Source organism: Pseudomonas sp. CC11G (assembly GCF_056174845.1).
Genome location: NZ_JBWBZC010000001.1, coordinates 932,045 through 951,723 on the forward strand (window position 1 = coordinate 932,045; position 19,679 = coordinate 951,723).

Genomic DNA, 19,679 nt, shown 5'->3' on the forward strand with positions numbered 1-19,679 from the left:
CGTAGAGCGTAACCGCGAAGGCAGGTTTTTGCTTGCGGGTTAATGCGTAGATTGGTGCGGTGCGGCGTTGCGCCGAGTGCGCAAAAGGTCGAGAGCCGCCAGCGCCAGCAATAGGCCGACCGCATACCAGGCGTCATTGCCAAGCGCGATCAGTACCAACGTGCAGAGCAGCGCACTGACCGCCGCCACCCAGCGCCACAGCCCTTTGAGCAACACCCAGCCGGCCGCCATGCTGAACAGATAAATCAGCACAAAGTTGCCGTTGGCGTAGCGAATGAGTTGGTCCACAGACAGCTGCAACACTGCCGCCAGGCTCGCGCACAGCGCGCAGATAATCACCACCAGCAACAGCGCGCGGGCCGGCACGCCATGGTGATTGCGCTGTGCCAACGGGCGCGGCAGTTTGCCTTCGTCGGCCAGGCTCCAGATCAACCGGGCAAAGCCCTGCACATACACATTCATCGAGGCGAAGCAGGCCAGGTAGCCGATCAGCGCGCTCAGCCAACGGGCCTTGGCGCCGAACAGCTGGTCGAGCATGCGCGGCAGGGAGGCGGCGTCGGTGGTCACATCGCCATACGCATGGAAGCTCAACACCGCCAATGAACACGCCCAATACACCAGGCCGGCGAGCAATACGCCGAGCAGCAGGGCCAAGGGGAAATCCCGCTGCGGGTGTTTGAACTCTTCGCCCATATGGGTGAACGCTTCGATGCCGACAAAGCACCAGAACATCACCCCCAGCGCCGCCGGCAGCAGGTGCCAGGAACCGTTCAGCTCGGGCAATAAGGGTTGGTTGGCGTGGGGCAAATCGCCGGCCCACCAGATGAGCCCAACGGTGGCGATAATCGCCAGGGCGATGGCCCCTTGGACCATGCCGGACGCTTTGGCCGGGCGCTGACCGAGCATCAGCATCATGCCCAGGGTGGCCAGTTGGATCGCCAACGCCTGACCACGACCCAGATCAAACAGCGCCTGGAAAAAACCAGTGGAAATATTCAGCGCCGCCGGCAACCCCACCGGCAGCACAGCCAGAAACAGCAACGCGCTGATGCGCTCCATGCGCGGGCCAAACGCCCGGCCAATCAGATGCGGTGCACCGCCGGCGTGGGGAAAGTGGCGGCCCAACTGCGCAAAGGTAAACGCCACCGGCAACACCAGCACAATCAGCAACAGCCAGGCCCACAGCGACGCACCGCCCGCCGCCGTGGCAGCCAGTGCGGGAACAACGAAAATGCCGGTGCCGAGCAGCGATGTGCTCAGCAGGCCGATGCCCTGCAACAGGCTCAATTCTTGGTTAAGGCGACTCATGGGGTATGCTCTGCGGTCCGTCGTCGCCCATGTTAAGCCGCCTGTCATTTTGGCGGTTCCGGCGAACTGACGGCATTGCCCGGCAAAGTGACGGAAGTCGCCGCCAACCTGTTCGTGTGAGATTTTCCTTATGGACAAATTCGATCAGCAGATTATCGCCCTGTTACGCGCCGACGCCCGTCTCGCCGTGACCCAGATCGCCCGCGAGGTCAGTCTGTCCCGCTCCGCCGTCAGCGAACGCATTCGTCAGCTCGAACAGAGCGGCGTAATCCAGGGCTACCACGCCGTGATCGCCGAACCGCAAGGCGCGGCGATCAAGTGCTACCTGGAGTTGTTCTATAACGGCGGGCGCTGCGAAAACTACGTTGAGCGCATGCGCGTCTACCCGGAAATCCGCCGTATCAGCGGCATCAGCGGCGAGACCGATATGCTGGTGTATATCGAAGCGCCAACCATGCAACGCCTGGCCGAAGTGCGCGGCGAAATCGAAAACTTCCCCGGCATGCAGAAGGTGAAGACCCATATGTTGGTGAAGGATTGGGCGCTCTAACGCGCGTGCTCCCGTAGGGCTACGGCAGCAAATCCTTCGGCGGCTCACTGCGCAACCGCGCCACCAACGCCGGTAACTCATCCATATGCCGAATCACATGCTCCACGCCTAACTGGCGCAGCGTTTCGCCGTGCTCGGGCGGAATATGGCTGGCGCCGAGAAAACCGATCACGCGCATGCCGGCGGTGAGTGCTGCCGTCACGCCGGTGGTGCTGTCTTCAACTACCAGGCAACGTTCTGGCACCACACCGTTGGTTTTCGCGGCCAGCAGGTAGACGTCTGGTGCTGGCTTGGGCCGGGGCACTTGTTCGGCGCTGAAGATGCCGCTGTCGATTCGCTCGGTGAGTTCGCAGCGTTGCAGCGAGTGCACGATGCCGGCCAGGTGGCTATTGGAAGCGACGGCCAGCGGCAGGTCGATGGCCATATAGGCGGCGCGGGCACCGGGGATGGGTTGGGCGTCGTCGTGAATGCGCGCGGCAGTGCTGTTGTAAAGCTCGCGAATAAACTGCTCGTCCAGCTTGATGCCGAAGTGCGCTTCCACGCGGGCCAGAATATCGCGGGCTTGCAGGCCGAAGGTGCCGTGCAGCACCAGCTCCAGCTCCTGCAACGGCACGAGTTTGCCCAGGGCGTCGCGCACCAGGCGCTCGGCGACGATTTCGCTGTCGATCAATACGCCGTCGCAATCGCTGATAAGCAGATCGATATAGCTGGCTGCGGTCATGTGAAACAAGCTCCAGGGCGCCGACACCACAGCGCGTTGTGATTTGCCAAGGGCGGCACTTTGATCCAAGGTTGGCGCCTTGAAAACCGCGAGAATAAAACCGGGATGCGCATTCTGCACAGCTCTGATTGGCACCTTGGCCAGCATTTTATGGGCAAGACCCGCCAGGCCGAACACCAGGCTTTTACCACATGGTTGATTGAGCAATGTGCGGCCCATGGGGTGGATGCGCTGATTATCGCCGGCGATATCTTCGATACCGGCGCGCCGCCCAGCTATGCCCGCGAGTTGTACAACGAGTTTATCGTCGCCCTGCGCGCCACCGGCACGCAGCTGGTGGTGCTGGGTGGCAACCATGATTCGGTGGCCATGCTCGGCGAAAGCAAAAGCCTGTTGGCGCACCTCAATACCCGCGTGATTCCCTCCGTTGCCAGCGACCTCAACGACCAAGTGCTGGTGCTGCACGACCGCGCCGGCAACCCCGCCGCGGTGCTGTGCGGCATTCCGTTTATTCGCCCCCGCGATGTGATGCAAAGCCAGGCCGGGCAGAGCGCTCAGGACAAGCAGCTGTCGTTGCAGGAAGCCATTCACGGGCACTACCAACAGCTGCACGCGCTGGCAGAGCTGCGTCGTGATGAACTCGGCGGCGAGCTGCCGATTATTGCCACCGGCCACCTCACCACGGTGGGCGCCAGCGCCAGCGAGTCAGTGCGCGAGATTTATGTCGGTGCGCTGGAAGCTTTTCCCACCAGCGCCTTTCCGCCGGCGGCCTATATCGCCCTGGGGCATATTCATCGGCCGCAGAAGGTCGGTGGCCTGGACCATATCCGCTATTGCGGCTCGCCCATTCCCCTGAGTTTTGACGAGGCCAGGCAGAGCAAAGAAGTGCTGCTGGTGGAGTTTGCTGGCCGCGAGCTGCACAGCGTTCAGGCGTTGTCGGTGCCGCGCTCGCAAGCGCTGGCGTCGGTACGCGGCAACCTCGCCGAGCTGCAAAGTGCGATCACCGAAGCGGCGCTGCAAGGCTCGGTCGAGCACCCGGTGTGGCTGGAAGTGTGTGTCAGCGCCGATGACTATTTAAGCGACCTGCAAACCCGCATTCAGGCCATGACCGAGGGCTTGCCGGTGGAGGTGTTGCGTATTCGCCGTGAGCGCGGCACGGCGCAAGCCAGCCTGCAAGGCAGTGCCAAGGAAACACTCGATGAGCTCAGCACTGACGACGTATTTGCCCAGCGCCTGGGCAGCGAGACCCTGGATGAAGAGCTGGAAAAACGCCTGCAGGGTTTGTATCGCCAAGTGGTGAGTGAGCTGCAGGAGGGCGAGGTATGAAGATCCTCAGCCTGCGCCTGAAAAACCTCAACTCGCTCAAGGGCGAATGGAAGATCGACTTCGCCGCCGAGCCTTTCAAGGACAACGGCCTGTTCGCTATCACCGGCCCCACCGGCGCCGGCAAAACCACATTGCTGGACGCCATCTGCCTGGCCCTTTATCACCGCACGCCGCGTATGAGCACGCTGTCGGCCAGCGCCAACGAGCTGATGACCCGGCACACCGCCGATTGCCTGGCCGAAGTCGAGTTCGAGGTGAAGGGCCAGCGCTATCGAGCGTTTTGGAGCCAGCGCCGCGCGCGGGATAAAAGCGATGGCGCGTTGCAGGCGCCCAAGGTCGAGCTGGCCAAGGTGGATGCCGCCACCGGCGAAGGTGAAATTCTCACCGACAAGATCAACGAAAAATACCGCCTTACCGAAAGCCTCACAGGCCTGGATTTCGAGCGTTTTACCAAGTCGATGTTGCTGGCTCAGGGCGGTTTTGCGGCCTTTCTCGAAGCCAATGCCAACCAGCGCGCCGAGTTGCTGGAAGAACTGACCGGCACCGATATCTACGGGCATATTTCCCAGCGCGTGTTCGAGCGCACCCGCGATGTGCGCGAAGAGTTAGGGCAACTGCGCGCCCGCGCAGAAGGCGTCGAATTGCTCAGCGAAGAGCAGCGGCAGGTGCTGGAAGAAGAGGGGGCGCAACTGGGCCTGAGTGAAGCCGCATTGCTCGCCGAGCAGCAGCAGGTGCAACGTCAACGGCAGTGGCGAGAGGACGTTAGCAAAGCCCAGGCCCAGCAACAGCAGGCGCACATTCAGGAGCAGCAGGCGCTGCAGAACATGGCCACGGCGCAACCGCAGTTGGACCGCCTCGCCGCTTGCGCCCCGGCCTTGAAGCTGCAACCCACCCACAGCGCGTGGCAGCGGGCGTTGCACGGCGTCGCCCAGCGTCAGCAGGAGCTGCAAGCCACCGAGCAGGCGCAGCGTGCCGCCAGTGAGCAGGTGCAGCAGGACGTGTGGCAGGCCAGTCAGTTGAGCCAGCAGATAAGGGCGGCTCGGCAGGCGCAGGTCACCCAGTTGGGCGAGCAGCAAGAGACCTTGAATCGGCAATTGACCGAGCAACCGCAGCAGCGGCAGTTGGGTGAAAAACTCGGTGCCTGGCGTGCGCAGTTTTCGGCTTGTGCAGACCTGGTTGAGGCCGTGAGTGCTCAGCAGCGTCGGCAACAGCAGACTCAACAGGCGGCGGTGGTTTTGGCTGAGCAGGTGCAGGCGCTGACTGCACACGTCGCTGCCGCCGAGCAGCAGCTGCAACAGACACAAGCGGCTGAAGCGGCGCAGCAACGGCAGCTAGAGCAGTTGCTCGCGGGGCAGGCGGAAAGCGAACTGCGCGAACAGGGCCAACGGTTGCTCACCCGTGGCCATGGCCTGGAACGGTTGCAGCAGATCGGCGTACAGCGCCAGCAGTTGGCCCAGCAGGCAGTGCAGCTGACCGCCAGCCTGACTGAGTTGGCGCAGCAGAAAAGTGCCAAAGAACAGGCGCTACAAGCCCTGCGCGAGCAGTACAAAGATGTGCAGCAGCAGGTCCGCGACAAGGAAAAGCTGCTGGAGCAGGAGCAGCGGATTCAGGACCTGGAGGTGTACCGCGCACAGTTGCAAGCGCAGCAGCCTTGCCCGCTCTGCGGCTCGCTGGAACACCCGGCGGTGTCGGCGTACCACGCACTCGACAGCTCGGCCACGCAGCAGGAACTGCTGACGAAAAAAGCCCAGCTCGACGGCCTGCGTGAACAGGGCGAAACCCTCAATAGCGAGCTGGCCGCACTGACCGAACGCGTGCAGCAACAGACGCAACAGCAGGTGAGTGTCGAGCAGGAACGTCAGCAGCAGGCGCAACTATGGGCGGACCAATGCCAGGCGCTGGGCGTGCAACTTGCCGATGCGACGGCGTTGAAAACCGAGCAGGCGAACCACGAGCAGAACATCAGCCACTTGCAGCAACGCCTGGCGCCGCTGGAGCAGTTGAAAGCGGCACTGGAGACCGCGCGTGCCGCCAGCCAGCACGCGCAGACTCAGCACCGTGACCACGTCCAGCAACTGGCCCTGCTGAATAAAGACCAGCAAGCCAATCAGCAGCAGCAAGCCGATACCGACGAGCAACTGAAGCGCGTCCAGCTTCAGCAACAGGACCAGCAAAACCGCCTCACGGCGGCGCTAGCCGAGCTGGGCTATGCGATGCCGGAGAACGGCACGCAGTGGCTGCACGAGCGCGAGCAGGAGTGGGCGCTGTATCAGCAACGCCAGCAGGACCTGCAACGCCTGCAAGAACACCTGCGTGATGCGCAGCACGGGCTGGCGGTGGCCAGCGAAGCGCACGCACTCTGGCAGCAGCGTTGGCAGCAACATGGCGAGGTGGCGTTTACCCAACTGACGGCGGGCGAGGAAGCCGCACCGCGTCTGGCTGCGGTCGACCAGCAGTACGCCGCCGCGTTGCAGCAGGTCAGCGCGCTGGTGGGCAAACAGCAAACCCTCAGCGACCTGCTGGAGCAGGAGCAGGGTCAGCTACAACAGCAACAACGGAGCTGGAATGACGCGCTGGCGCAGAGCCCGTTTGCTGATGAAACGGGCTACCTGGCTGCGCTGCTCAGTGACGAACAACAGGCCGAGTTGCACGAACTTAAACGCCAGCTGGAAAAAGCGCTCACCGAAGCCCAAGCCCTGCAGGCTGCCAGCACTCAGGCACTGGCTCAGTTGCAGGGAGCGCCGCAGACCGAACTCGGCAGCGAGCAGCTCGACCACCAGCTGCAGCAGCTCAACGAACAGCTCAAACAGCTCAGCCAACGACAAGGCGAAATCCGCGCACAACTGGATGGCGACAGCGCCCGCCGTGCCGGGCAGCAGGCCTTGTTTGCCGCCATCAGCGAGAAAGGCGCCGAGCACGATCTGTGGCAGCACCTCAACGGTTTGATCGGTTCGGCCGACGGCGCCAAGTACCGCAAGTTCGCCCAGGGCCTGACCCTGGATCACTTGGTGTACTTGGCTAACCAGCAATTGCAGCGCCTGCACGGTCGCTACCAATTGGCCCGCCGTGGCAGCGGCGAGCTGGAGCTGGAAGTGCTGGATACCTGGCAAGGCGATACGGCGCGCGACTGCAAAACCCTGTCTGGCGGCGAGAGTTTTCTGGTGAGCCTGGCCTTGGCGCTGGCGCTGTCCGATCTGGTCAGCCACAAGACCAGCATCGACTCGCTGTTCCTCGACGAAGGCTTCGGTACGCTGGATGGCGAAACCCTGGAAGTGGCGCTGGATGCTCTGGACGCGTTGAATGCCAGCGGCAAGATGATTGGCGTGATCAGCCACGTGGAAGCGCTCAAGGAGCGGATTCCGGTGCAGCTGAAAGTGCACAAGAGCGTGGGGTTAGGGTATAGCGCGCTGGATCGGCGGTATGCGGTAGCGTCGGAATAACGGATTTCTGTCTCTTTACGCCGTCATCCCTGCGCAGGCAGGGATCCAGAATATCCAGACGTGCGCAGTTGCCTGCAACAACCTGGATTCCCAGTCGTCGGACCGCCCCTGCGTGGGGTGACGGTGGGTTAAAGAACAGTTCTGAAATGAGGAGAGCACCATGGGCCATCGTCCGATGCAGCACTACCAAGGCAGCTGCCATTGCGGCGCCGTGCGGTTTCAGATCGAAACGGATTTTCCCGAGCTGACGCAATGCGACTGCTCCATCTGCCGGCGCAAGAACGCGCTAATGGTGGCGGTGCATGAAGCCGCTTTCAGCTTCTGGCTGGTGAAGACGCGCTCACCGAATACCAATTCAATACCCACGTCGCGCGGCATTTTTTCTGCAAGGTGTGCGGCATTTATCCGTTCCACCGCAAACGGTCGATGCCGGATCATTTCGGGATCAATGTGTATTGTCTGGAGGGGTTCGACCCGACGGGTATTCACGTGCGTCAGGCGGTGGGTAAAGGCCAGGTTTGAGGTGGCTTTATTCGACGGCGCTGACGGACTCGATTTGCTCTTGCGAGTAAGTGCCTTTGTAAAAACGGGCTAGCGTGCCGTCGCGCTTCATGTCGTCTAGCACGCTTTGCCAACGCTTGATGGTGCTGTCCGGAGTGGCCAGCGAGAAGGCGATATACAGCTCGCGGATATCCAGCTCTAGCACCCGGGTGATGGTGTGAGAGGGCAGGCCGACGGTGGCTAGAAAGGCGTCTTTTTCGATATCGCTGGTGGCCCACATGGCGACGCGTTTGTGCAGCAGCATGCTCAGGCATTGTTCCGGCAAGGTCGGCAGCGACAGGTTGGTAAAGCCTTGCTGCTGGAGCATTTCGGCGCTGCTGTCGCCGTTGTAGGCGCAGATGCCGGTGGCCTCGCGGGCTTGCTCCACGTTGTCCAGCGGCTGGGCGTTTTCTTCGAGGGTGTAGAGCCCACGGGAGATACGCTTGATAGGGCCCACCCACTTGAACAGCTTTTCCCGGTCGCGGGTGCGCGTCGTTTCGAACAGGGCCACCGGCTGGTTGCTCAGTGCGTATTCATAGCCGCGCTTCCAGGGGTGCAGCTCGATTTCAGCGCGCTCGCCGGCGCGGCGCATCAGCTCACGCACCATCTCGGCGGTGGGGCCGGTGACGCGGCCGGAGGGTTCCTGGTATTCGCCGGGCGGGGAGTGTTCGGTGAGTACACGTAGTACGCCGAGGGTGTTCTGCGGCTCGGCCGGGGCGAGCACGGGAAGGGCGAGGGCAATCGCGAATATCAGGCAGGAAAGGGGGCGAACTCGACGGGCATAAACAGCCATGCGGTCGGTCTCCTCACTCATGTGCCTTACCTGCGTGTGCCTGCCAATGGAAATCGCAGGCTATCAGAACTGCGCCGCTTCGGTAGGGCAATTTAACGCCCTGATTTAGTGCGATTTTTGCCCGCTGACGGGGCGCTGACAGCCTGCTGACGCTGCTCGCGAACCAGCTCGATAAAGTGCTGCGCGCCGAGGCCCAATGGCTTGCTGTTGGACCACACCAGGTCGACCCATAACGACAGCTGGGAAATATTGCTCAGCTGCAATTCCACCAGCGTGCCGGCCTGCAGCGGCGGGCGCACCAGCGACTCGGGCATGTATCCCCAACCCAGACCGGCCTGCATCATCCGCAAAGCGGCGGTGTGGCTGTCGGTGCGCCAATGGTGGTGGGCCTGGAGAAAGCGCGGTTGCAGCGGCTCCGGGTCGCGGCCGGCGACCACGATCTGGCGGTGCTCGGCCAGTTCGTCGATTCGCAACTGGCGGCCGGCGGCGATGGCCGGGTGGTGCGGGGCGATTACTGCCAGCAGGGTTTCCTGGGTGGTTTCCTGACAGCACTCGCGGCTGTCGAAATTGGGATTCTCGAACACCAGCGCCAGTTGTACCCGGCCTTCGTGCAGCATGCGGATGGCGTCGGCTTCCGGCGCGGCCAGCACTTCCACATCCAGGGTGGGAAAGCGTTCGGCCAGCCTGGCCAGGGGCGTGGCCCAGTCGGAGGCCATCAGCTCCGGCGCGATGGCCAGGCACAGGCAGCTTTCCAGGCCGGTGGACAGCGCCAGGGCTTGCGCTTCCCACAACTCGAACTGCTGCAACATAAAGCGCGCCTTGGCCTGCAATGCCAGCGCCGCTGCGGTGGGTTGCGGCTCGCGGCCACGGCGGTCGAACAGTTCCAGGTTGAGATCGGCTTCGAGGTTGGCGATGGTCATGCTGACGGCCGACGGCACCGTCCGATGCTACGCGCGGCGGCCGAAAACGAGCCCTTGTCGAGCACCGCCAAAAATACCTGCACCGCGTCTTTGCTAAGGCTCATCTATCAGTTTTCCTGAAACAAGCTGACTAAAGGTTTCAGCTCATTAGAAATACAGTGGCCGCATATTGGCAAGCATGAGCACGCGGTGATGCAAGGTAAAAAACGCAAAGTGGTACAGGCCATCAGTTATGAACTGGTGGCGCTGCTCTTTATTGCCCCGGCCATGGCCCTGGTATTTGACGGGGGGTTGATGCTGTCTGGCGCGTTGGCCTTGGCGCTGTGTCTGGTGGCCATGGCCTGGAATATGGTGTTCAACAGCCTGTTCGAGGCTTGGGAAAAACGCCAACGCAGACCACAACGCACCGTTGCCAGGCGCGTGCTGCACGCCATTGCGTTCGAGTTGGGTTTGCTGGTGATGACCGTGCCGATGCTGGTCTGGGCGCTGAGCATCGCTGGTGGCAGGCGCTGGCCACCGACTTCTCGCTGATGCTGTTTTTTCTGCTGTATGCGTTTGTGTTTCAGTGGGGATTTGATCTGTTGTTCGGCGTGCCGAGTGCGACGTTGGTGTTTGAAGAGCATCGAGGCTGAAGCCTCTCCCATAGGGGGCGTCGATCTAATGGGGGAGTGGTTTTGTTCTTCAGGCCCAATGCGCTTTGCGCCACGCCCTTCGCTGGTTTTGTCGAGAAAGGTCCAGGCCACGAAGCGGCTTTGCTTTTGCCCTTGCGCCATATCCACCACCCGAATATCGCCGGCACCCACCTGCTGTAAACGTTGTTGCAGTAGCGCGACATTGCTGATTTTCGACACCAGCGTGCTGAAGCAGAACACCTGCTCGGCAAACGCCGCGCTCTCGTCGGCCATGCGGCTGATAAAGGCCAACTCGCCGCCTTCGCAGTGCAGCTCGTTGCTTTGCCCGCCAAAATTCAGCTCCGGCAACTTACGGCTGGGGTCGAGCTTGCCGAGGTTTTTCCATTTGCGCTGGCTGCCGCTGCGCGCTTCGTCCAGCGAGGCGTGGAAGGGCGGGTTGCACAGGGTGAAGTCGAAACGTTCTTCGCTACCGATCAGGCCTTGAAAGATATACGCGGGGTCGGCTTGCTGACGCAGTTCGACGGCGGCGGCAACGGTTGGGTTGGCCTTGAGAATCGCGGCGGCCGAGGCCAAAGACTGCGGGTCGATATCGGCGCCGACAAACTGCCAGCCGTAGTCGTGCTGGCCAATCAGCGGGTAGATGCAGTTGGCGCCCACGCCGATATCCAGGCCGCGCACGGCCGGGCCGCGAGGAATCACGCCGTCGTGGCTGGCTCCGAGCAGGTCGGCCAGGTAGTGCAGGTAATCGGCACGGCCCGGTACCGGCGGGCACAGGTAGGCCGCTGGAATATCCCAGCCGCGCACGCCGTAGAACTGTTGCAGCAGGGCGCGGTTAAAGGCTTTTACCGCCGCCGGGTTGGCGAAGTCGATGCTCTCTTTGCCGTAGGGGTTGATGATCACGAAGGCGCCCAACTCGGGGCTGGCCTTGATCATCTGGGCAAAGTCGTAGCGGCCTTGATGGCGATTACGCGGGTGCAGCACGGGCTTTTTTTCGGCGGGGTTTTTCGGGGACATCAGGGATAACCCAATACGCGTTTGATCGTAGCCAGGTTGGCACCGATCCACTGTTTGTCGATGGCGCCCCAGCTGCGAATTTCATAGTTGCCGGCGTTATTGCGCTCGCCGGCTTGCTGGGCGAATTGGCAGTCGATATCCAGGTCGGCCAGGGCCAGTAAGGTGTCCTGGGCGGTGCGCCGTGGCATGCCGGTGGCGTCCATCAGCGCCGGCACGGTACTCGCTGTACCGCTGTCTATCAGCCAGGCCACGTATAAGCGGCGGTAGAAGCTGGTTTTGGTTTTGCTGACGTCCATGATCGCTCCTGCGTGGATAGCAAACGGCCCTGATTAACAGGGCCGTGGGTGTGCGTCGTTGCAGCCGGGTTTACAGGCTGGCGATGCGGGCGCGCTGTTCGGTGAACTGGGCCACCGCCTGTTCGGCTTCGGCCAGTTTGGCGCGCTCTTTGGCGATGACGTCGGCGGGTGCCTTGTCGACGAACGCGGCATTGCCGAGTTTGCCGCCCACACGGCCCACTTCCTGGGTCAGGCGTTGAATCTCCTTGTCCAGGCGCGCCAGTTCGGCGTCCTTGTCGATCAGACCGGCCATCGGCACCAGCACCTGCATCTCGCCCACCAGCGCGGTGGCCGACATCGGCGCTTCGGCGCCGGCCGCCAGCACGGTGACGTTATCCAGCTTGGCCAACTTGTTCAGCAGCGGCGCGTTGTCGGTAAGACGACGCTGGTCTTCGGCACTGGCGTTTTGCAGGAACACGTCGATGCGCTTGGCCATGGAGATATTCATCTCGCCACGGATCTGGCGCAGACCGAGCATCAACGCTTTCACCCATTCGATATCGCCAACGGCCGCGGCATCGATGCGTGCTTCGTTGGCCACTGGCCAGGCTTGCAACATGATGGTTTCACCGCTAACGCCAGCGGCGTTTTTGATGCGCTGCCAGATTTCTTCGGTGATAAACGGCATGAACGGATGTGCCAGACGCAGGATGACTTCCAGCACACGCACCAGGGTGCGACGGGTGCCGCGCTGGCGCTCGATCGGTGCGTTCTCGTCCCACAGCACCGGCTTGACCAGCTCCAGGTACCAGGCGCAGTACTCGTCCCAGACGAATTCGTAGAGGCTTTGCGCGGCCAGGTCGAAGCGGAAGTTGTCCAGTTGACGGGTGACTTCGGCTTCGGTGCGTTGCAGCTGCGAGATGATCCAGCGGTCGACCGACGACAGCTCGACTTCTTCACCGTTGACGCCGGTGTCCTGGCCGTCGGTGTTCTCGATCACGAAGTTGGCGGCGTTCCACAGCTTGTTGCAGAAGTTGCGGTAGCCCTCAACGCGGCCCATATCGAACTTGATATCGCGGCCGGTAGAGGCCAGCGAGCAAAAGGTAAAGCGCAGGGCGTCGGTGCCGTAGCTGGCGATACCTTCGGGGAATTCGGCCTTGGTTTGCTTGGCGATCTTTTCCGCCATCTTCGGCTGCATCAGGCCGCTGGTGCGTTTTTCCAGCAGCGTTTCCAGATCGATGCCGTCGACGATGTCCAGCGGGTCCAGCACGTTGCCCTTGGACTTGGACATTTTCTGGCCCTGGCCATCGCGCACCAGGCCGTGTACGTACACGGTCTTGAACGGAATCTGCCCGGTTAGGTGGGTGGACAGCATGATCATCCGGGCAACCCAGAAGAAAATGATGTCGAAACCGGTCACCAGCACGTCGGTAGGGTGGAAGGTTTTCAGCGCTTCGGTCTGGTTCGGCCAGCCGAGGGTGGAGAACGTCCACAGGCCCGAGCTGAACCAGGTATCGAGTACGTCGTCGTCCTGGCGCAGGGCGATATCGCCGAGGTTGTGCTTGGCGCGCACCTCTGCTTCGTCACGGCCTACGTAAACCTTGCCGGCCTCGTCGTACCAGGCCGGAATGCGGTGGCCCCACCAGAGCTGACGGCTAATGCACCAGTCCTGAATGTCGCGCATCCAGCTGAAGTACATGTTTTCGTACTGCTTGGGCACGAACTGGATTTCGCCGCTTTCCACGACCGCGATGGCTTTTTCGGCCAGCGGTTTGGTGGAGACGTACCACTGGTCCGTGAGCCATGGCTCGATGACGGTGCCGGAGCGGTCGCCCTTTGGCACTTTCAGGGCGTGGTCGTCGATTTTTTCCAGCAGGCCCTGGGCCTCGAGGTCGGCAACCATCTGCTTACGAGCGACGAAACGGTCCATGCCGGCGTATTGCTGCGGCAGGCTGGCTTCAAAGGTGTCGTTGACGCTGCCGTCGATGTTGAACACTTGCGCGCGGCCGAGAATGGCGGCGTTCTTGTCCAGTACGTTGATCAGCGGCAGGTTGTGGCGCTTGCCCACTTCATAGTCGTTGAAGTCGTGCGCGGGGGTGATTTTCACGCAGCCGGTGCCGAACTCGGGGTCGCAGTATTCGTCGGCCACGATCGGAATCAGACGGCCCACCAGCGGCAGTTTCACGAACTTGCCGATCAGCGCCTGGTAGCGCTCATCGCTCGGGTGCACGGCCACGGCGCTGTCGCCGAGCAGGGTTTCCGGGCGGGTGGTAGCAACGATCAGGTAGTCCAGGCCATCGGCGGTTTTGGCGCCGTCGGCCAGCGGGTAACGCAGGTTCCACAGGAAGCCTTTCTCGTCGTGGTTTTCCACTTCGAGGTCGGAAATCGCGGTGTGCAGTTTGGTGTCCCAGTTGACCAAGCGCTTGCCGCGGTAGATCAGGCCGTCTTCATGCAGGCGCACGAACGCTTCCTGTACGGCTTCGGACAGGTCGGGGTCCATGGTGAATTTTTCGCGGCTCCAATCTACGGAGGAACCGAGGCGGCGGATCTGCCGGCTGATGTTGCCGCCGGACTGGTCTTTCCATTCCCAGACTTTTTCCAGGAATTTCTCGCGACCCAGGTCGTGACGGCTAAGGCCTTGGGCGCCGATCTGACGCTCAACCAGCATTTGCGTGGCGATGCCGGCGTGATCGGTACCTGGCTGCCAGAGGGTGTTGCGACCCTGCATGCGGCGAAAGCGGATCAGGGCGTCCATGATCGCGTTGTTGAAGCCGTGACCCATATGCAGGCTGCCGGTGACGTTCGGCGGCGGGATCATGATGGTGTAGGAGTCGCCGCTACCTTGCGGGGCGAAATAGTTCTTCGACTCCCAGGTTTCGTACCAGGAGGTTTCAATGGCGTGGGGCTGGTACGTCTTGTCCATGCGGATCGGGACCCTGTTCGGCAGCTAATCGGAAAGCCGGCAAGTATAACGGGGTTGATCGCAGGCGGGTAATGCGCGTGATACGCGGGGATGGTACTGGCGGAGTTACTAGATTCACCACCGTCGTCCCAGCCTGCGCTGGGACGACGGGGTTTTGGCTCAGCTTTTACGCTGTGGCAATAACCGGGTCAGGCGCGCTTCCAGCCGACGTTTAAGCTCGGCTTCTATCTGCGGCACAAAGTCGTCGATCACGTCTTGCAGAATCAACTGCGCCGCGGCACGCAGTTCGCCGTCCAGGCGCAGCAGGTCGCTGGTGGTGTTGCTGCTTTCCACGCTGCGTTGCACGGTTTGCGCGAGCCCGTGTGGCGGCTGTGGTTTAGCGGCAGCAGGCTGCGGGATGGCGGCCGACGCGGTGCCAGCCGTGGGCGCATGCCCCGGCGGAGCGACGGCGGCGGGCGAGGGATCCGGGCGCGGCACGGCTGGCGGCGGGGTATGGGCCGGGGCGGCCGGGATACTCGGGCGCGCCTGGATCGGCGGCGTCGCGGGGGTGACGATCTCCGACAACAGCGGAATCTGGCCTAATTCCACCGAGTCGGTAAGCAGCGGCAGATCGAGATACTGATCGGGATTCTCGGCGCCGGCCGATTCGTTATTGCTCAGAAACTCGCGGATCGACTCCAGGTCGTCGAGCAAGTGATTGGGCTTTTGCGGAGGTTTTGGAGTGTCCATGGCTCTGGCTACAGTTCAACGCGCTTGGGGTCGAAACCCTGCTGGCGATAGGTGCGAAAGTTTTCCCGCGAGCTCGCCAGTTGTTCGGGTTCCTGGTTGACGATCTCGATCACCCGGCTGAAACGCTGCACGTGGGGCGACAGGCTGCTGTTGAGATTGATGAGCAGGCCCTGGCTGGCGGCAGGTTCGTCGTCCAGGCCGATCACCACCGGCGCGTCAGGCGCGTCGCGGTGCAGGCTGTGGGGTATGAAGGTTTCGGCCTTGAAACGCCACAAAAGTTCGTCCACTTCCAAGCATTGCGCGTCATCGCTGGCACGCATAAAAACCGGCATGCCGTGGCGCCAGGCCTTCATCGCCAATTGGCAGGCCGCGCGCAGGCGGTCGGCGGGGGCGGTGGAGGAGAGGACGTAGAATTCGATGCGGGGCATGGTGATTTCGTTGTGGTCGTGAAAAACATATCCCCGTAGGAGCGGCTTCAGCCTCGATGCTCTTGATCAAAAGCATCGCGGCTGAAGCCGCTCCTACAGGAGCGACGCAGGTATTAAACCTTAGCGCGGTCCAGCAGGTATTGGGTCAGCAACGGCACCGGGCGACCAGTGGCGCCTTTGTCCTTGCCGCCGCTGATCCACGCCGTACCGGCGATATCCAGGTGCGCCCAGCTGAACTTCTTCGCAAATCGCGACAGGAAGCAGGCAGCGGTAATGGTGCCGGCCTTCGGCCCGCCAATGTTGGCGATATCGGCGAACGGGCTGTCGAGCTGTTCCTGGTATTCATCGAACAACGGCAGCTGCCAGGCGCGGTCGTCGGCGGACTGGCCGGCGCTGAGCAGTTGTTGCAGCAGCTCGTCGTTGTTACCCAGCAGGCCCGAGGTGTGGCTGCCCAAGGCGACGATGCAGGCACCGGTGAGGGTGGCGATATCGATTACGGCCTGCGGCTTGAAACGTTCGGTGTAGGTCAGCGCGTCGCACAGCACCAGACGGCCTTCAGCGTCGGTGTTGAGGATTTCCACGGTCTGCCCGCTCATGGTGGTGACGATATCGCCCGGACGCGTGGCGCTGCCGCTGGGCATGTTCTCGGCACAGGCCATCACGCCTACCAGGTTGATCGGCAGCTGCATTTCCAGCACGGCTTTGAAGGTACCGAACACGCTGGCGGCGCCACCCATGTCGTACTTCATTTCGTCCATGCCGGCCGCTGGCTTGATGCTGATGCCGCCGGTGTCGAAGGTGATGCCTTTACCCACCAGGGCGAATGGCTGGTCGCCTTTCTTGCCGCCGTTGTATTGCAACACGATCAGGCGCGGCGGTTGCACGCTGCCCTGGGCCACGGCGAGGAACGACCCCATGCCCAGCTCTTTGAGTTTCTTCTCGTCGAGTACTTCGACTTTCAACGATTTGTACGCCTTGCCCAGCGCCTTGGCCTGTTCGCCCAGGTAGGTTGGGTGGCAGATATTCGGCGGCAGGTTGCCCAGGTCGCGGGTGAAGGCCATGCCGGCGGCAATGGCTTGCGCTTGCTGGCTGGCGCGTTCCACGTCGGCGAGGCTGGTTTTTTCGGTCAGCAGGGTGATTTTGCTGAGGGCGCGGGCCGGGGTTTTCTGGCTCTTGAACTGCTCGAAGCTGTATTGGTTGTCGGCCAGGGTTTCCACCAGTAGACGGGTTTTGCTGTAGGCGTCGCGGCCTTTGACCTGTAGGTCGTCCAGGGCCAGCACGGCGTCTTTGCCGCCCAAACCTTTCAAAACACCTTGGACGGCGGTGATCAATTTGCGCAGTTGGCGGTCAGAGAGTTCGGTCTCTTTGCCGGTACCCACCAGCAGCACGCGTTCGGCTTTGAGGTTGGGCAGGCTTTGCAGCAGCAGGGTTTGGCCGACTTTGCCAGCCAGATCGCCGCGTTTGAGTACGCTGCTGATGGCGCCATTGCTGGCGACGTCGAGAATCTGCGCGGCGGCGCCAAGGCTGCGGCCTTCGCCGACGGCGACTACCAGGGTGGCGGTTTTCAGTGCGTCTGGACGTGCGTTCTTAACAACAAATTCCATGGCGAGGAGTCCCCAAGACAACCGGTAGGTATTACAGGATAATGCCGCGCTCAATCGGTGTGAAAACCGCGCGACAAGAATGGGCCTTTGAAAAACGGGCTCGGACTGCGCAGCAGGCTCTAGTAAACTCCGCGTCCTTGTCGTTGTTCGGCAGGCGTGAGCCGCATTGGTTTCGTATCCACACCTGCAAATTTTCGGTCGCTAGCCTTTACTGGGCTGGCAACAGGTCGGCTAGTTTGAGCTTAGCCGCCTGAGCCTGACAACCCTGGAGTGTCTGGTTTGATTGTCTTCCGTTATCTGTCCCGCGAAGTGATGTTGACCCTGAGTGCGGTGAGTGCCGTGCTGCTGGTGATCATTATGAGTGGTCGTTTTATCAAGTACCTGGCCCAGGCAGCTTCTGGCGCACTCGACCCGAGTGTGCTGTTTCTGATCATGGGCTTTCGGATGCCGGGCTTTCTCGAGCTGATTCTGCCGCTGGGCTTGTTCCTCGGCATTCTGCTGGCCTACGGGCGTCTGTACCTGGACAGCGAAATGACCGTGCTGGCCGCCACCGGCATGAGCCAACAGCGCTTGCTGGCTTACACCCTGGCGCCGGCCACCCTGGTGGCCGTGCTGGTGGCCTGGCTGAGCCTGGGCCTGGCGCCGCAAGGCGTGGCGCAGGTGGCGAAAATTCTCAATGAGCAAGATGCCCTGACCGAGTTCGACACCCTGGTGCCGGGCCGCTTCCAGGCCATGCGCAGCGGCACGCGGGTGACCTACACCCAGGAAATGTCGGATGACCGCAGCCAGTTGGGCGGCATCTTTATCTCGGAAAAACGCCTGTCCAACGACGGCGCGAAAGAGCGCGGCATTACCGTGCTGGTGGCCGACAAAGGTCGCCAGGAAATCCAGCCCGACGGCAGCCGCTACCTGATTCTGGAAAACGGCTACCGCTACGACGGCAACCCCGGTGCCGCCGATTACCGCTCCATCAAGTACGACACGTACGGCGTGCTGTTGGTGAAGCCGGAAGTCAGTGGCGATATCAGCGAGCGTGAAGCACTGACCACCCGCGAGCTGATCGGCAGCGACGAGCCGCGCAAGCAGGCCGAGTTGCAATGGCGCCTGTCGATTCCGTTGTTGGTGTTTGTCGTCACCTTGCTGGCCGTGCCGCTGTCGCGGGTGAATCCACGCCAGGGCCGCTTCCTCAAGCTGTTGCCGGCGATTCTTCTTTATATGGCTTATCTGTCGTTGCTGATCGCCGCTCGCGGTGCGTTGGACAAGGGCAAGATCCCCATGAGCATCGGCTTGTGGTGGGTGCACGGGCTGTTTTTGCTGATTGGTCTGACGCTGCAGTTCTGGGAGCCGTTGCGCTTGAAGTTGGCGGGTCGCCGCATGGCGCGGGAGTTGGCGCATGGTTAAGTTAGATCGTTACATCGGCACCAGTGTGTTCTTCGCCATTCTGTCGGTGCTGGGCATTATTGTCGGCCTGGCGCTGCTGTTTGCCTTTATCGATGAGCTGGGCGATGTGCAGGGCAGCTATGGCCTGGATGACGCGGCCTGGTACGTGTTCCTCACCACGCCGCGGCGGGTGTACGAAATGCTGCCGATGGCGGCGTTGATCGGTTGCCTGATCGGCCTGGGTAGCCTGGCCAGCAGCAGCGAACTGACCATCATGCGTGCTGCCGGGGTTTCGGTTGGCCGCATCGTGTGGGCAGTAATGAAGCCGATGCTGGTGCTGATGCTGGCCGGCATTCTGATTGGCGAATACCTGGCACCGTGGAGCGAGAACATCGGCCAGGCCAGTCGCTCGCTGGCCCAGGGCGGCGGTGAAGCGCAGAGCTCCAAGCGCGGCCTGTGGCACCGTCAGGGCGATGAATTGTGCACATCAACGCCGTGCAACCCAATGGCGTGCTGTATGGCGTGACGCGCTACAAATTCGATGACGAACGCACCTGCAGTCCTCCAGTTTTGCCAAGAAAGCCTTGTATAAGAAAGACCACTGGCAGCTCGAAGAAGTGGCCACCACGTTGTTTCCATGAGCGCAGCACTGAAGTGGTCCAAACCCCAAGCGAGCGCTGGGACGTGCAGCTGACCCCGCAACTGCTCGGCACCGTGGTGCTGGAGCCGGAAGCGTTGTCGGTGACCGGGCTGTGGCGTTACATCCACTACCTTGCCGATCAAGGCCTGGCCAACGGCAAGTACTGGCTGGCGTTCTGGACGAAGTGCTGCAACCGCTGGTAACTGCCGCGCTGGTGCTGATGGCCATCTCGTTTATCTTCGGCCCGCTGCGTTCGGTCACCCTCGGCCAGCGCGTGTTCACCGGTGTGCTGGTGGGCTTTGTGTTCCGTATCGCGCAAGACCTGCTCGGGCCATCGAGCCTGGTGTTCGGTTTCCCGCCGTTGCTGGCGGTGCTGATCCCGAGCTTGATTTGTGCCGTGGCCGGGTTCTGGATGCTTAGGCGCGCGGGGTAACCCACCGCCCATAAAAAAGCCCC

At 62.0% G+C, this 19,679-nt stretch carries 15 protein-coding genes and 2 pseudogenes; 7 read left to right on the plus strand and 10 right to left on the minus strand.

Annotated elements, in window-relative coordinates; all coding sequences use genetic code 11:
* Nucleotides 1-39 precede the first annotated feature (39 nt).
* Nucleotides 40-1,308, minus strand: coding sequence for an L-methionine/branched-chain amino acid transporter (yjeH, locus tag AC0V2S_RS04370; RefSeq protein WP_475508657.1), 1,269 nt, complete (start codon nucleotides 1,306-1,308; stop codon nucleotides 40-42).
* A gap of 130 nt (nucleotides 1,309-1,438) precedes the next feature.
* On the opposite strand from yjeH, the gene AC0V2S_RS04375 reads away from it, so the two are divergent.
* Entirely contained in the window at nucleotides 1,439-1,858 is a 420-nt protein-coding gene (locus AC0V2S_RS04375; RefSeq protein WP_475508658.1) for an Lrp/AsnC family transcriptional regulator, read from the plus strand.
* Between the two features lie 19 nt (nucleotides 1,859-1,877).
* Here AC0V2S_RS04375 and AC0V2S_RS04380 read toward each other — a convergent pair whose 3' ends face one another.
* Nucleotides 1,878-2,579 (minus strand): HAD family hydrolase, encoded by a 702-nt coding sequence (locus AC0V2S_RS04380; RefSeq protein WP_475508659.1) that lies wholly within the window; start codon nucleotides 2,577-2,579, stop codon nucleotides 1,878-1,880.
* Between the two features lie 105 nt (nucleotides 2,580-2,684).
* Here AC0V2S_RS04380 and sbcD point away from each other — a divergent pair, with 105 nt between their 5' ends.
* The 3 genes from sbcD (at nucleotide 2,685) to AC0V2S_RS04395 (ending at nucleotide 7,940) form a co-directional block, all read left to right on the plus strand.
* Complete coding sequence (gene sbcD, locus AC0V2S_RS04385) at nucleotides 2,685-3,905, plus strand: exonuclease subunit SbcD (RefSeq protein WP_475508660.1); 1,221 nt, start codon at nucleotides 2,685-2,687, stop codon at nucleotides 3,903-3,905.
* Nucleotides 3,902-7,345 (plus strand): AAA family ATPase, encoded by a 3,444-nt coding sequence (locus AC0V2S_RS04390; protein WP_475508661.1) that lies wholly within the window; start codon nucleotides 3,902-3,904, stop codon nucleotides 7,343-7,345. The genes sbcD and AC0V2S_RS04390 overlap by 4 nt, the downstream gene beginning before the upstream one ends.
* A gap of 175 nt (nucleotides 7,346-7,520) precedes the next feature.
* A complete protein-coding gene (locus AC0V2S_RS04395; protein ID WP_475508703.1) occupies nucleotides 7,521-7,940 on the plus strand; it encodes a GFA family protein in 420 nt (139 codons plus the stop codon).
* Here AC0V2S_RS04395 and AC0V2S_RS04400 read toward each other — a convergent pair.
* Both AC0V2S_RS04400 and AC0V2S_RS04405 read right to left on the minus strand, forming a co-directional pair.
* Complete coding sequence (locus tag AC0V2S_RS04400; RefSeq protein ID WP_475508662.1) at nucleotides 7,875-8,699, minus strand: substrate-binding periplasmic protein; 825 nt, start codon at nucleotides 8,697-8,699, stop codon at nucleotides 7,875-7,877. The genes AC0V2S_RS04395 and AC0V2S_RS04400 overlap by 66 nt on opposite strands.
* 71 nt (nucleotides 8,700-8,770) lie before the next feature.
* Nucleotides 8,771-9,616 carry a LysR family transcriptional regulator gene (locus AC0V2S_RS04405; RefSeq protein WP_475508663.1) on the minus strand — a complete coding sequence of 282 codons (846 nt, stop codon included), beginning with the start codon at nucleotides 9,614-9,616 and terminating at the stop codon, nucleotides 8,771-8,773.
* Nucleotides 9,617-9,790: 174 nt separating this feature from the next.
* Here AC0V2S_RS04405 and AC0V2S_RS04410 point away from each other — a divergent pair, with 174 nt between their 5' ends.
* On the plus strand, nucleotides 9,791-10,129 hold the full coding sequence (locus AC0V2S_RS04410; RefSeq protein ID WP_475508664.1) for a PACE efflux transporter: 339 nt from the start codon (nucleotides 9,791-9,793) through the stop codon (nucleotides 10,127-10,129).
* A gap of 150 nt (nucleotides 10,130-10,279) precedes the next feature.
* On the opposite strand, the pseudogene rlmF reads toward AC0V2S_RS04410, so the two are convergent.
* The 6 genes and pseudogenes from rlmF to AC0V2S_RS04440 all read right to left on the minus strand — a co-directional run bounded on the left by rlmF (nucleotide 10,280) and on the right by AC0V2S_RS04440 (nucleotide 17,203).
* A pseudogene (rlmF, locus tag AC0V2S_RS04415) lies at nucleotides 10,280-11,244 on the minus strand (23S rRNA (adenine(1618)-N(6))-methyltransferase RlmF).
* Nucleotides 11,244-11,540, minus strand: coding sequence for a winged helix-turn-helix domain-containing protein (locus tag AC0V2S_RS04420; RefSeq protein WP_475508665.1), 297 nt, complete (start codon nucleotides 11,538-11,540; stop codon nucleotides 11,244-11,246). The pseudogene rlmF and the gene AC0V2S_RS04420 overlap by 1 nt, the downstream one beginning before the upstream one ends.
* Nucleotides 11,541-11,610: 70 nt before the next feature.
* Entirely contained in the window at nucleotides 11,611-14,442 is a 2,832-nt protein-coding gene (locus AC0V2S_RS04425) for a valine--tRNA ligase (protein ID WP_475508666.1), read from the minus strand.
* Between the two features lie 159 nt (nucleotides 14,443-14,601).
* Complete coding sequence (locus AC0V2S_RS04430) at nucleotides 14,602-15,171, minus strand: DNA polymerase III subunit chi (RefSeq protein ID WP_475508667.1); 570 nt, start codon at nucleotides 15,169-15,171, stop codon at nucleotides 14,602-14,604.
* Nucleotides 15,172-15,179: 8 nt separating this feature from the next.
* Nucleotides 15,180-15,599: a DNA polymerase III subunit chi gene (locus AC0V2S_RS04435; RefSeq protein WP_475508668.1), complete on the minus strand. Its 420-nt coding sequence runs from the start codon at nucleotides 15,597-15,599 to the stop codon at nucleotides 15,180-15,182.
* A 113-nt stretch (nucleotides 15,600-15,712) separates the two neighbouring features.
* Nucleotides 15,713-17,203: a leucyl aminopeptidase gene (locus AC0V2S_RS04440; RefSeq protein ID WP_475508669.1), complete on the minus strand. Its 1,491-nt coding sequence runs from the start codon at nucleotides 17,201-17,203 to the stop codon at nucleotides 15,713-15,715.
* A gap of 279 nt (nucleotides 17,204-17,482) precedes the next feature.
* Here AC0V2S_RS04440 and lptF point away from each other — a divergent pair, with 279 nt between their 5' ends.
* Both lptF and lptG read left to right on the plus strand, forming a co-directional pair.
* On the plus strand, nucleotides 17,483-18,604 hold the full coding sequence (gene lptF / locus AC0V2S_RS04445; protein WP_475508670.1) for an LPS export ABC transporter permease LptF: 1,122 nt from the start codon (nucleotides 17,483-17,485) through the stop codon (nucleotides 18,602-18,604).
* A pseudogene (gene lptG, locus AC0V2S_RS04450) lies at nucleotides 18,597-19,656 on the plus strand (LPS export ABC transporter permease LptG). Before lptF ends, lptG begins: the two are co-directional and overlap by 8 nt.
* Nucleotides 19,657-19,679 lie beyond the last annotated feature (23 nt).

What these genes read in the sequence shown, in the direction of transcription:
- yjeH (WP_475508657.1), bottom strand. Translation starts at nt 1,308, where the DNA reads ATGAGTCGCCTTAACCAAGAATTGAGCCTGTTGCAGGGCATCGGCCTG.
- AC0V2S_RS04375 (WP_475508658.1), top strand. Translation starts at nt 1,439, where the DNA reads ATGGACAAATTCGATCAGCAGATTATCGCCCTGTTACGCGCCGACGCC.
- AC0V2S_RS04380 (WP_475508659.1), bottom strand. Translation starts at nt 2,579, where the DNA reads ATGACCGCAGCCAGCTATATCGATCTGCTTATCAGCGATTGCGACGGC.
- sbcD (WP_475508660.1), top strand. Translation starts at nt 2,685, where the DNA reads ATGCGCATTCTGCACAGCTCTGATTGGCACCTTGGCCAGCATTTTATG.
- AC0V2S_RS04390 (WP_475508661.1), top strand. Translation starts at nt 3,902, where the DNA reads ATGAAGATCCTCAGCCTGCGCCTGAAAAACCTCAACTCGCTCAAGGGC.
- AC0V2S_RS04395 (WP_475508703.1), top strand. Translation starts at nt 7,521, where the DNA reads ATGCAGCACTACCAAGGCAGCTGCCATTGCGGCGCCGTGCGGTTTCAG.
- AC0V2S_RS04400 (WP_475508662.1), bottom strand. Translation starts at nt 8,699, where the DNA reads ATGAGTGAGGAGACCGACCGCATGGCTGTTTATGCCCGTCGAGTTCGC.
- AC0V2S_RS04410 (WP_475508664.1), top strand. Translation starts at nt 9,791, where the DNA reads ATGCAAGGTAAAAAACGCAAAGTGGTACAGGCCATCAGTTATGAACTG.
- AC0V2S_RS04420 (WP_475508665.1), bottom strand. Translation starts at nt 11,540, where the DNA reads ATGGACGTCAGCAAAACCAAAACCAGCTTCTACCGCCGCTTATACGTG.
- AC0V2S_RS04425 (WP_475508666.1), bottom strand. Translation starts at nt 14,442, where the DNA reads ATGGACAAGACGTACCAGCCCCACGCCATTGAAACCTCCTGGTACGAA.
- AC0V2S_RS04430 (WP_475508667.1), bottom strand. Translation starts at nt 15,171, where the DNA reads ATGGACACTCCAAAACCTCCGCAAAAGCCCAATCACTTGCTCGACGAC.
- AC0V2S_RS04435 (WP_475508668.1), bottom strand. Translation starts at nt 15,599, where the DNA reads ATGCCCCGCATCGAATTCTACGTCCTCTCCTCCACCGCCCCCGCCGAC.
- AC0V2S_RS04440 (WP_475508669.1), bottom strand. Translation starts at nt 17,203, where the DNA reads ATGGAATTTGTTGTTAAGAACGCACGTCCAGACGCACTGAAAACCGCC.